10 protein-coding genes, 1 rRNA gene and 1 other annotated feature are annotated in these 12,572 nt (G+C 39.1%); all 11 genes read right to left on the reverse strand.

Translation table 11 applies throughout. From position 1 onward, the window contains the following. Positions 1–97: 97 nt before the first annotated feature. Positions 98–339, reverse strand: a binding site (T-box leader). Between the two features lie 40 nt (positions 340–379). After that, positions 380–1,837 carry a glutamate--tRNA ligase gene (gene gltX / locus DBX25_RS17320; protein ID WP_108672038.1) on the reverse strand — a complete coding sequence of 486 codons (1,458 nt, stop codon included), beginning with the start codon at positions 1,835–1,837 and terminating at the stop codon, positions 380–382. Positions 1,838–1,959: 122 nt separating this feature from the next. Continuing rightward, positions 1,960–2,439: a 2-C-methyl-D-erythritol 2,4-cyclodiphosphate synthase gene (ispF, locus tag DBX25_RS17325; protein ID WP_108672039.1), complete on the reverse strand. Its 480-nt coding sequence runs from the start codon at positions 2,437–2,439 to the stop codon at positions 1,960–1,962. After that, positions 2,439–3,131 carry a 2-C-methyl-D-erythritol 4-phosphate cytidylyltransferase gene (gene ispD, locus DBX25_RS17330; RefSeq protein ID WP_108672040.1) on the reverse strand — a complete coding sequence of 231 codons (693 nt, stop codon included), beginning with the start codon at positions 3,129–3,131 and terminating at the stop codon, positions 2,439–2,441. The genes ispF and ispD overlap by 1 nt, the downstream gene beginning before the upstream one ends. Before the next feature lie 17 nt (positions 3,132–3,148). After that, positions 3,149–4,240 carry a PIN/TRAM domain-containing protein gene (locus DBX25_RS17335; RefSeq protein WP_108672041.1) on the reverse strand — a complete coding sequence of 364 codons (1,092 nt, stop codon included), beginning with the start codon at positions 4,238–4,240 and terminating at the stop codon, positions 3,149–3,151. A gap of 204 nt (positions 4,241–4,444) precedes the next feature. Further along, positions 4,445–5,491 (reverse strand): DNA integrity scanning diadenylate cyclase DisA, encoded by a 1,047-nt coding sequence (gene disA, locus DBX25_RS17340; protein WP_108672042.1) that lies wholly within the window; start codon positions 5,489–5,491, stop codon positions 4,445–4,447. A 1-nt stretch (position 5,492) separates the two neighbouring features. Further along, positions 5,493–6,878, reverse strand: a complete 1,386-nt coding sequence (gene radA / locus DBX25_RS17345) for a DNA repair protein RadA (protein WP_108672043.1) — start codon at positions 6,876–6,878, stop codon at positions 5,493–5,495. Positions 6,879–7,038: 160 nt separating this feature from the next. Next, complete coding sequence (gene clpC / locus DBX25_RS17350; RefSeq protein WP_108672044.1) at positions 7,039–9,477, reverse strand: ATP-dependent protease ATP-binding subunit ClpC; 2,439 nt, start codon at positions 9,475–9,477, stop codon at positions 7,039–7,041. 12 nt (positions 9,478–9,489) lie between these two features. Next, complete coding sequence (locus DBX25_RS17355) at positions 9,490–10,563, reverse strand: protein-arginine kinase McsB (protein WP_108672045.1); 1,074 nt, start codon at positions 10,561–10,563, stop codon at positions 9,490–9,492. Next, positions 10,560–11,108, reverse strand: coding sequence for a protein-arginine kinase activator protein McsA (locus tag DBX25_RS17360; protein WP_108672046.1), 549 nt, complete (start codon positions 11,106–11,108; stop codon positions 10,560–10,562). Before DBX25_RS17360 ends, DBX25_RS17355 begins: the two co-directional genes overlap by 4 nt. Positions 11,109–11,129: 21 nt before the next feature. Continuing rightward, on the reverse strand, positions 11,130–11,540 hold the full coding sequence (locus DBX25_RS17365; RefSeq protein ID WP_420812961.1) for a CtsR family transcriptional regulator: 411 nt from the start codon (positions 11,538–11,540) through the stop codon (positions 11,130–11,132). A gap of 954 nt (positions 11,541–12,494) precedes the next feature. Continuing rightward, positions 12,495–12,572: ribosomal RNA gene (gene rrf / locus DBX25_RS17370) — 5S ribosomal RNA — on the reverse strand; the annotation flags it as partial.

A 12,572-nucleotide genomic window follows, 5' to 3' on the forward strand; every position in this document is an offset into this window, starting at 1 on the left:
TGCACTTATACTTTATTCCCATAATTGGCAATATGTTGACTTACTTCCTTGCTGCCAATTTCTTTAAAGTATAAACAAAAAACGCCCCTGTCAAAATGACAGAGACGTATAGTACGCGGTTCCACTCTGTTTGAATCCATAAATGACCCAATAAAGGTCTATGCATTCCAACTTAAGCTCGATAACGGATAGCTCCGCCTTTTCCTAGCGGCTAATGGCCGTTCAGAAAAGGAACTCCGGGGTGCATTTCAAAACATGAGCGGCTTAGACCACTTTCAGCCGGTGATGGTCCTCTCTTAAAAGCATCATCTTTTTACTTCTCCCCATCTACGTAAACCTATATAGATACTTACTACTATATTATATTCTTTTTGATTTGTTAATGTAAAATACGTGAAACGCGATTTTTTATCTTTTCTTTTCCTAGTAGGGCAATTGCCTGAGGTAAATCGGGTCCATGTGTTTGCCCTGTTGTCGCAACACGGATTGGCATGAACAGCTTTTTGCCTTTTTGACCAGTTGATTTTTGGACAGCCTTCATCGCATTTTTGATGCCTTCCGCTTCAAAGCTTTCCAGTGCTTCTACTTCTTGTAGGAATGCAGTTAACACTTCATGAACTTGCTCCTCTTTTAATACTTCCATTCCTTCTTCTTCAAATTCTACTTCATCCTTAAAGAATAGATCTGACAATGGAACAATCTCTGCTCCATAACTCATTTTTTCTTGGAACAAAGCAGACAGATCCTTCACCCATTGTAACTCTTTCTCAGAAAGATTTTCAGAAACCTTTCCAGCTTTTACAAGCTGCGGAAGAGTCAAACCTACCAACTGTTCAACATCCAATTGCTTTAGGTATTGGTTGTTCATCCAAGTTAACTTTTGCTTATCAAACAATGCTGGTGATTTAGATAAGCGCTTAGCATCGAAAATTTGAATAAATTGTTCTTTAGTGAAGATTTCTTCTTCGCCACCTGGTGCCCATCCTAGTAATCCGATGAAGTTGAATAATGCTTCAGGAAGGTATCCCAATTCCTCATATTGCTCAATAAACTGAATAATGGACTCATCACGTTTACTTAATTTTTTTCGGCTTTCGTTCACTATCAATGTCATGTGACCAAAGATAGGTGGCTCCCAACCAAGCGCCTCATAAATCATCAATTGCTTTGGAGTATTAGAAATATGATCATCCCCACGAAGCACATGGGAAATTTTCATCAAGTAGTCATCCACTGTCACTGCGAAGTTATAAGTAGGTGTACCGTCTTTTTTGACAATGACATGGTCTCCAATTCCATCAGATTCAAATGAAACTTCACCTTTTACCATATCTTCAAAAGAATATACTTTCCCATCTGGTACAGCAAAACGGATGCTAGGCTCGCGTCCTTCTGCTTCTAGTCTAGAACGGTCTTCATCTGTTAAATGACGGCATTTTCCAGAGTACATCGGCATGCCACCATCTACCGATTGAGCTTCACGTTCTGCTTCTAGTTCTTCTTCAGTACAATAACATTTGTAGGCAGAACCTTTTTCTAAAAGTTCTTTATAATATTGCTCATAGATATCATTTCGTTCAGATTGACGATAAGGACCGTATTCACCTAATTTATCGACGCTCTCATCCCAGTCGATTCCTAACCATTTAAGATATTTCAACTGGCTTTCTTCGCCGCCTGCAATATTTCTCTTTTTATCTGTATCTTCAATTCGAATGATGAATTTGCCACCAAGATTACGGGCAAACAAGTAATTAAATAGTGCGGTACGGGCATTACCGATATGCAAATGTCCAGTTGGACTTGGTGCGTATCGAACACGGATGTCACTGCTCATCTATTTACGCCTCCTAAGCGAATATTAACTATTTTATGTATACTTACACATTTAATCATTTTACCATTACACCTATATAGAATAAAGATGTGGGATACTAAGTTTTTCGCATCTAAATGTAATTAAGAACGTTTTGAAATCAGTACCGTTGCCTGTGTAGCAATTCCTTCTCCTCTTCCCGTGAAACCAAGCTGTTCCGTTGTTGTGGCCTTCACATTGACTTGGTCCATAGATGCTTCTAACAATTTAGCAATTCTTTCTCTCATTTGGTCAATATACGGTCGCATTTTTGGTTTTTGGGCAATAATCGTGCAATCAATATTTCCTAGTTCATATCCTTGTTTTTTTACGAGTTCCCAAACATGAGTCAATAACTTTGCCGAATCTGCATCTTTAAAATTCGGATCTGTGTCGGGAAAATGCTTTCCAATATCACCGGCAGCAATCGCTCCTAGGCAAGCATCTGCAATGGTATGCAATAACACATCGGCATCTGAATGGCCCATTAATCCTTTTTCATGAGGAATTGTGATACCCCCAATGATTAGTGGTCTTCCTTCCACTAGCTGATGCACATCAAAACCCTGTCCAATACGAAACATCATCGTTCTCCTTTTTCACGTAATTTAATTATTGCTTCTGCAAAAAAAACATCTTCAGGCGTCGTGATTTTCAGATTCGTGTAGTCACCCTCGACCATCTGAACACGCTCCCCTAACCTCTCTACTAGACTAGCATCATCTGTTCCAAGATATCCTTCTTTAGCCGCTTCCTCATGTGCCCTTTTCAAAATAGGAACACGAAAAGCTTGTGGCGTATGCACCGCCCACAAGCTTGAACGTTCAACTGTATCCATGACGACATAATCCCTAACCTTTTTTATCGTATCTTTTACAGGCACTCCTGGGATTGCACTTCCCTGTTTAGAGGCAACCTCAGTCAGCGTTGAAACCAAAGAATGGGTGATGAATGGTCGAGCTCCATCATGAACGAGTACAATATCCGTTTCTTCCACTTCCCTCAATCCATTCGATACACTATGTTGCCTTTCTTCCCCGCCTGCCACAAATTTCGTTGTTTTCTTAATAGAAAAAGACTGAAGAAGAGCATGAAATATCTCTTCTTCTGCGGGATTAATCGATAAAATGATTCTCTTACAATGGGGATCAGTATCAAACACTTCTAAAGTATGAACAATGAGCGGCTTGCCATTCAGTTCAAGGAAAAGCTTATTCATTCCAGCCTTCATCCGTTTTCCTTGCCCAGCTGCAGGTATCACCACTTCATATTCCATCACTTTTTCTCCTATTCTTATAACGCTTTTTCTAGCAATTTAGGTTTGGCAAAAATCATTCTTCCAGCCGATGTTTGTAGGACACTCGTAACAAGAACATCGATTTGTTTGCCGATGAAATCACGTCCATCCTCAACCACAATCATCGTTCCATCATCTAAATACGCTACACCTTGATTTTGTTCTTTACCGTCTTTGATGACAAGAACTTGCATTTCTTCGCCTGGGATTACTACCGGTTTGACTGCATTGGCCAGGTCATTAATATTTAACACAGGTACACTCTGGAATTCACATACTTTATTTAAGTTGAAATCATTGGTTACAACGATTCCTCCCATTACCTTAGCTAATTTCACCAATTTAGAATCTACCTCTTGAATGTCATCAAAGTTTCCTTCATAAAATTCCACTTTAACAGTGAGGTCTTTTTGAATACGGTTCAAAATATCAAGTCCACGTCGGCCTCTTGTTCTCTTTAGAGCATCAGAAGAATCTGCAATATGCTGAAGTTCCTCGAGGACAAATTGAGGAATCACAATTGTACCTTCAATAAATCCAGTCTGACAAATATCAGCAATCCTACCATCAATGATCACGCTTGTATCCAATATTTTATAAGAGGTTTTTACAAGCTCTTTACCTTCATCCTCGGCTTCGAATCCTTTTTTCTTATTACTTTTCGAAAAAAGGTGTAGTAATTCATCGCGTTTTTTGAATCCTACTTGAAAGCCTAAATAACCAAACAGAAGAGTTAATAAGATTGGAGCGACCGTGTTAACGATGGGAACTTGTATTGCATTAAGAGCATAACCGATTAAAAATGCAACGAAAAGTCCTACAAGCAATCCAACACTTCCAAAGATAATGTCAGTAATGGGAGCCTTAACGAGCAGCTCCTCAATCCATTTCATAAAATTCACCACATAATCAATTGACCAAAAAGTTAAAAGATAAAATATGATTGCACCTAAAATGGCCGTTACATAAGGATTGTTAATAAATGTAAGATCATCAGCGTTGATTAGAATCAATAATTCAGGTAACAGGAAAATACCTAATGTTCCCCCTACGATTAAAAAGCATGCTTGAATAATCCGTTTTAACATCCTTTCACCTCCTTTTTTTACTCAGTATAAACAAATTCTAGAAATTGAAACCTATTCCTACTATTTTTGAAGCAATTAATCAAAATGACATCAAATTGTTGTCCAAAAATAACTTTTCAAGAGCCTTATATGCTAAGGCTAGCATTCTGTTAATAGAGGTGTCAACGAATGTCCATTACTAGTCAAAAAACGACAAAATCCCCCTTATTTCAACTGATTCCTTAATTGACGCAGGCCTTCTTTTATTTTTTTGGCTCTTACTTCCCCAATTCCCTCCACATCATCCAGTTCATCTACTGACGCTTTCATTATGGTTGAGAAATTCTTGAATTGATCGACTAGATTTTCGATGATCAGATGAGGTAGACGAGGAATTTTATGTAGCATGCGATACCCTTTTGGAATGATGGACTCATCTAGATGGACATAACCTGTATATCCCATGACCTTGAGTAAAGTTGTGTCCTCAATGAACTCTTGTTGCGCTAGTTCCTGTAACTTGTTTTTAATTTCCTTTACCTGTCCTTGGGCATAATCCCGGATAATCAGCTCCTCTTCTTTCTCCAGCGAGGAAATCAATTCACTCATTTGAAGCCGTATTAGCCTTCCTTCCGTACCAAGTTCAGTTAAATATGAAAGGAGCTCACTTTTAATACGTAAAAACATGACAAAACGTTGCATAACTTGGAGTAAATCTGAAAATGTCACAATTTCTTCAAATTCTAAATCACTTAAACCTTCAATACTTTCCTGTAGAACAGCTTTATATTTTTCTAACGTCTCAATAGCCTGGTTCGCTTTAGTTAGAATGACACCAATATCCTTTAAAGCATAACGGAAATTTCCTTGATACAGAGTAATGACATTACGTCGTTGAGAAATGGCAATCACCAAACTTTTTGTTTCTTTCGCGACCCTCTCGGCAGTACGATGGCGCATTCCAGTCTCCGTCGAAGGAATTGCAGAATCCGGGGCTAATTGAGCATTTGCCAGGATGATTTTTTCGCCCGTTTCATTTAATATTATGGCCCCATCCATTTTTGCTAATTCATATAAGAAACTAGGCGTGCATGGGCACCCAATTTTAAATCCACCATCCACGATGGCTTTAACTTTTTCATTATAACCCACTACTATAAGACCACCTGTATTCGCTCGAAGGACATTGTCAATTCCATCCCTCAAAGGTGTTCCAGGAGAAACAAGCTGTAAAATGTCAGATTTAGCTTTATCTGTTCTTCTATCAGTCATATTATCCTCCTAATGTAAACATTAATGCCTCAGCAACTGTGGATACTCCAACAAGCTCCACACCTTTTGGCACAGTCCAACCTCCAAGATTATTAGCAGGAAGAATCACCCGTTCAAACCCTAGCTTGGCAGCTTCCTGTACCCTTTGTTCGATTCGAGAAACACGCCTTACTTCTCCAGTTAGACCCACTTCCCCAATAATACAATCGGTAGTCCTTGTAGGTTTATCTCGAAAACTAGATGCAATACTTACGGCAATAGCCAAATCAATTGCAGGTTCATCTAGCTTAACTCCACCAGCTACTTTTAAATATGCGTCTTGATTTTGAAGCAAAAGCCCTACCCTTTTCTCCAATACTGCCATTAGGAGAGGAACTCGATTATGGTCAATTCCAGTCGCCATCCTTCTAGGATTCCCAAAACTGGTTGGAGAAATTAACGCTTGAATTTCTACTAGGACTGGTCTCGTCCCTTCCATAGAGGCTACGACGGTTGAACCAGAAGCGCCTTTAGAACGTTCCTCCAGGAATATTTCTGAAGGATTTTCCACCTCTTCTAACCCATTTTCCTTCATTTCAAATATACCCATTTCATTCGTAGAACCAAAGCGATTCTTTACAGCTCTTAAAATACGATATGTATGGTGTCTTTCTCCTTCAAAATAAAGGACGGTATCAACCATATGTTCTAACAGTCTTGGTCCAGCAATTGCTCCTTCCTTCGTAACATGTCCAACGATAAAGATTGCAATACCTCTAGTTTTCGCAATCCTCATTAAAGTAGCTGTACATTCCCTTACTTGGGACACACTGCCTGGTGCTGAGGTTACCTCTGGTTGGAATACGGTCTGAATGGAATCGATAATGACTAGCCTAGGCTCAACATCTGTAATGGCTTGTTCAATGAAATCCATATCAGTCTCTGAATAGACATATAAATGATCAGAAACAGTCCCTAGTCGGTCTGCTCGGAGCTTGGTTTGTTTAACAGATTCTTCCCCAGAAATATAGAGCACTCTATGTTGTTTTTGTGCCATTTGGGCAGATACTTGTAACAGCAAGGTTGATTTTCCAATACCCGGATCTCCACCGATTAAAACGAGGGATCCATTTACAATCCCTCCACCTAGTGCTCTGTTTAATTCCTTTAAATCCGTATGCATCCTAGGTTCTTGGGAAGTTTCAATGGCTGTAATCGGTGTTGCTTTTTGTTTAACACCTAGTTTCCCTGTTTCACTGTGAGCAAAGGCCCCCCTCCTAGCAGGTTTTATTACCTCCGTTTCTTCCACCATCTTATTCCAATCTCCACAGCCTGGACATTTTCCCATCCACTTAGGTGACTCATAACCACAGGATTGACAAATAAACTTCGTCTTTTTCTTTACCATGTCTTTCTCCTTGTATGTAAATTCATTTTCTTATCTGTAAAAATTATAGATGGATTTTGTCTTCTCCTTCAATAAAGGAACATGTTCAAATAAAATTCTTAAATAATAAGCAAAACTCGGCTGTATTTACAGCCGAGTGGAATACACTTTTATTGCTAAATTAAGAAGTGGTAGCTTCCTCTGCAGGCTTCACCTTGAATTCTCCATCTTGCACATCAATGATGACCTTCTTGCCTTTTTCTACGTTACCTTTCAATAATTCCTCTGATAACTGGTCCTCGATATGCTTTTGAATGGCACGGCGCAATGGTCTAGCACCATATTCAGGATCATACCCTTCTTCAGCGATTTTGTCTTTCGCTGCATCAGAAAGCTCAATAAAAATTTCCTGTTCTTTCAGACGTTTGATTAGCTGATCTGCCATCAACGTTACGATTTCTTTTAGATGTTTCTTCTCTAAGGCATGGAAGACTGTGATCTCATCGATACGGTTTAGGAACTCTGGTCGGAATGCTTTTTTCAGCTCTTCCAGCACTTTCCCTTTCATATCTTTATAATCTTGGCCTTCATCCTGAATGTTGAAACCTACATACTTATTACGCTTCAACGCAGATGCACCTACGTTTGAAGTCATAATTAAAATGGTATTTCTGAAGTCGACTGTACGACCTTTAGAATCCGTCAGTCTACCATCTTCCAATACTTGTAAAAGAATATTGAACACATCTGGATGTGCCTTTTCAATTTCATCTAGTAATACAACAGAATATGGTTTACGACGAACCTTTTCAGTTAATTGTCCACCTTCTTCATATCCTACATAACCCGGAGGAGAACCGACAAGTCTTGACGTTGAATGTTTCTCCATGTATTCGGACATATCAATACGGATCATGGCGTCCTCGTCACCAAAAATAGATTCAGCCAAGGCACGCGCTAATTCTGTTTTACCAACACCTGTTGGCCCTAAGAAGATGAATGAACCGATAGGACGTTTCGGATCCTTTAACCCTGCTCTTGCACGACGTACAGCCTTCGCTACCGCTTTGACTGCTTCATCTTGACCAATAACGCGATCATGCAATAGTTCCTCCATATTCAATAGCTTCTCAGATTCAGTTTGTGCCAGCTTAGTAACGGGTACACCCGTCCAGTTGGACACAACAGTAGCAATATCATCCACAGTCACTTCACTGTTTTCTTGACCTTGTTTTTCTTTCCAAGTCTTCTTCGTTTCTTCTAATTGCTCGCGTAAACGTTGCTCAGAATCACGAAGTGACGCAGCTTTTTCAAATTCTTGGCTTTGGACTGCCGCATCCTTTTCCTTACGTACTTCCTCTAGCTTCACCTCAAGCTCTTTTAAATTCGGAGGTGTTGTATAAGAACGTAAACGCACCTTTGAACCAGCCTCATCAATTAAGTCAATCGCCTTATCTGGTAAGAAACGATCAGATATATAACGATCAGATAATTTTACAGCTGCTTCAATAGATGCATCAGTGATTGATACACGGTGGTGGGCCTCATAGCGATCACGAAGTCCCTGAAGAATTTGAATAGACTCTTCAACAGAAGGTTCGTCAACTTGAATAGGTTGGAAACGACGCTCTAGTGCCGCATCTTTCTCGATATATTTACGATATTCATCCAACGTTGTAGCACCGATACATTGCAATTCACCACGAGCCAACGAAGGTTTCAAAATGTTAGATGCATCAATAGCACCTTCTGCGCCACCAGCGCCTATTAATGTATGAAGCTCATCGATAAATAGGATGATGTTACCCGCTTGGCGTATTTCATCCATTACCTTTTTCAAGCGATCCTCAAATTCACCACGATATTTAGTACCCGCAACTACTGTTCCCATATCTAAAGTCATTACACGCTTATCACGTAAAGTCTCAGGTACTTCATTATTTATAATTTGTTGAGCTAGACCCTCAGCTATTGCTGTTTTACCAACACCTGGCTCTCCAATTAATACTGGATTGTTCTTAGTACGTCTGCTTAATACTTCAATTACACGTTGAATTTCCTTGCTTCTTCCGATAACTGGGTCAAGACTTCCCTCTCGAGCAATCGCCGTCAAATCACGTGCTAAACTATCTAGTGTAGGAGTACTTGCCGCAGAGGAGGCGTTTCCTTGATGCCCACCGGACTCATTGCTTCCAAGTAATTGTAGAACCTGTTGACGGGCTTTATTTAAACTTACCCCTAGGTTATTCAGCACACGTGCTGCAACCCCCTCACCTTCACGGATTAAGCCTAGTAAAATATGTTCTGTCCCTACATAAGAATGACCTAACTTTCTTGCTTCATCCATGGACAGTTCTATCACTTTTTTCGCTCTCGGTGTGTAGTGAATGGTTTGCGCAGTGTCCTGTCCTCTACCAATCAGATTTTCTACTTCTTTTTGAATCTTCTCAGCACCTAACCCTAAAGCATATAAAGCCTTGGCAGCGATGCCATCGCCTTCCCTAACAAGACCGAGTAAAATATGTTCAGTACCAATATTATTGTGACCCAAACGGATTGCCTCTTCCTGTGCTAATGCTAAAACCTTCTGGGCTCTTTCAGTAAAACGACCAAACATCATATTTATTCCTCCTTACTCTTGTTTGTTCTTCTCTAATATCAATCTTTCGCGTATAAATGTCGCACGCCGCACGTCGCGTTCATGGGGCCTTAAAGCTCCACCAGCATACTGCTGAAGGAAGCCCGGCTGCGTTAAAATCATCAATTCATTAAGAATCGTATTGGAGATGTCCTTTATATACCCCAAGTCAATACCAAGTCTAACATCAGATAAACAATTGGCTGCTTCTTTAGATTCAATGACTCTTGCTTGTGAAAGAGTTCCTAAAGAGCGAAACACTCTGTCTTCTAATTGTATGTTTGATGTTTTGACTAATGCTTCTCTAGCCAATCTTTCTCGCTCAATAATTTGTTCAACTACGCTTTTTAGATCTTCCACAATGTCTTCTTCGGATTTGCCAAGTGTCATTTGGTTAGAAATTTGGAAGAGGTTACCTTGCGCCTCACTTCCTTCTCCGTATATACCTCTGACAACTAGGCCTAATTGATTAATAGCTGGGATAATTCGATTCATTTGTTGCGTTAGCACTAACCCAGGTAAATGCATCATTACTGATGCTCTTAACCCCGTCCCAACATTTGTAGGACAACTTGTCAGATACCCTCTTTTTTCATCAAAAGCGTAGTCTACAAGCTGTTCAATCCAATCATCTACTTCATTAGCTAATTCTAGAGCTTCGTTTAGCTGCAAACCAGATAACAAACACTGAATGCGGATATGGTCTTCTTCGTTAACCATCAAACTAATTTTTTCATCTTCTGAGAGAAAACATGCACCCTCTCTAGAATGATCTGCTAAATGAGGACTAATCAAGTGTTTCTCAACCAAAACTCTTTTTTCTAATGGTTGGATATTATTCATCCTCACTAACTCCAATGGTCCAAATCCTGGAGCATTTTCGCGCATATTTTCTTCTAAAAGAGAGACAATCTTTACAGCTTCTTCATGACTATAAATAGTAGGGAATGAAAAATCCTTTAAATTCCTTGCAAGTCGAATTCTAGAACTTAACACGATATCTGAATTTGGACCATCACCATTCATCCAAGAGCTAACTGCCTTTTCAATGAAATGTTCTAAACTCATTGTGATCGCCCCCTTTCCAGAGTTCGTTGTATCTCTCTCTCAAGGGATCGAATCTCGTCTCGCAACTCAGCAGCTTTCTCGAATTCTTCTTGATGTATTAAATCCTTAAGTTGTTTCTTCCAAGTCGCCAGCTTCTTTCTTAAAGAAATATCATCTCCTGTTCTTTTTGGTATTTTCCCTGCATGGACAACATTTCCTCCATGAAGACGCTTAAGAATAGGATCCAATTGTTTCTCAAAACTCTTATAACAATACGAACAACCGAAACGACCGATTTTTGTGAATTGGGCATAACTCATATGACACCCTTCACAAGTAACCTCATTGCTAGAAGGGAATGTGCTCGATTTCTGAAAAGCAGGTTCGACATTTAATATCCCTGCTAATAAATCATGTATGGAGAAACTGGATCCCCCATTAAAAAAGAAAGTATCCCCTTTACCCTGTGCACATTGTTCACACAAGTGAACTTCCGTTTTTTCACCGTTCACAATTTTAGTGAAATGAAGGGTTGCAGGTCTGTCTTTGCATTCCTGACAAATCATCGCAATCACCCCAATGGAGAATTATTTATATTTTAGTGTCTCAAGCATCGCCTTTAGCATCCTCGCCCTTAGTTCATCCCTTATTGGCAAGTCGATATACAATACGGAGCGATCCATCACACTTAACATCATTTTCGCTTCGCGTCTATTAATTATATTTTCGGCGACTAGCCGATTGATAATATCCTCTGCACTGGATTGGGCAATTCGAGTCGAGGTAAGTGTCATCAGCTGATCAATTAAATGGGCATGGTCATACACCTTTACCTTCATGATTCGGATATATCCACCACCACCTCGTTTACTTTCCACAGCATACCCTCTCTCTGTAGTGAAACGAGTGTTTATTACATAATTGATCTGAGAAGGAACACATTGAAACTTATCAGCAATCTCACTTCGCTTAATTTCAACAATTTCCTTACCGCTCATATCTAATACCTTCTTCAAATAACTCTCAATAATATCAGATATGTTCTTCACTTCGCCCTCCTCCAATCATTAGTCCTTGATTTTTCATATAGTCAAAGATGTATTTGTCTGACTTTGACTATATTTGACTATTATTATAGGGGAATTAATTTCATTTTGCAATAAAGTCGAATTAACAAATTTATTATGTAATATTTGGTAAAAAAGTGATGAATCTATCTATATTTCTACCCTATTCCAACCAATTAGAAACGTGATAAAGAAAAAATAATTTGGTGATTTTAATGAGTGTAAGATTTTGATTTATCAAGCGAGGAAATTTTGTTTGAAGGAAGAAATAGCTAAACAATCGCTAACTAATACCTTTTGTTCCTACAATATTCAATATTGAAGTGCATAGCTCCTTCTTTTTAAGGTTAAGAAGTTAGAGCAAATTTATTAAAAATATAGTGAAATTAGAATGGTTAAGTACATGTCTTATATAAGGAGCGATTGTGAAATGTATTATGGCTTTTCGATTGGAAATAAAGAAGATGTGTATGGGTTCCTAACTTTTTGGTTGATAAAGGCGACCATGTGAACGGTATTTATCTAAAGTAACTTAATAGTGAAAGGTAAATTGTCTAATGCGCAGGGTATTTTGGGCAAAAGTGAACGATATAGGATCACTAGTGAATGAATAAAGAAGAAAGTAAACGATATATTGCATGTGAATTTGCATTTCTAATCTGTTTTAATTGATTCACTCTTTATGAATCGTTATGCTAACAACGGTCTAACTCTACATTCCTCTGACCCTCTAACCTCATGTACATTCACTTACTCTTTTTATGTACGCTCCCTCTCCGTGTTTTGGTTTCTCTTATCTTTTGGTCAATAAAGAAGACTTATTTACCTCTTGTTTAACCCAAAAGACAAAAAAAAGACCAGCCTCATCAGCTGATCTTCTTTTTTGCCTGGCAACGTCCTACTCTCACAGGGGGAAACCCCCAACTACCATCGGCGCTGAAGAGCTTAACTTCCGTGTTCGGA

The sequence above is a fragment of the Peribacillus acanthi genome, assembly GCF_003073175.1.
In the GTDB taxonomy this organism is placed as follows: domain Bacteria; phylum Bacillota; class Bacilli; order Bacillales; family DSM-1321; genus Bacillus_BN; species Bacillus_BN acanthi.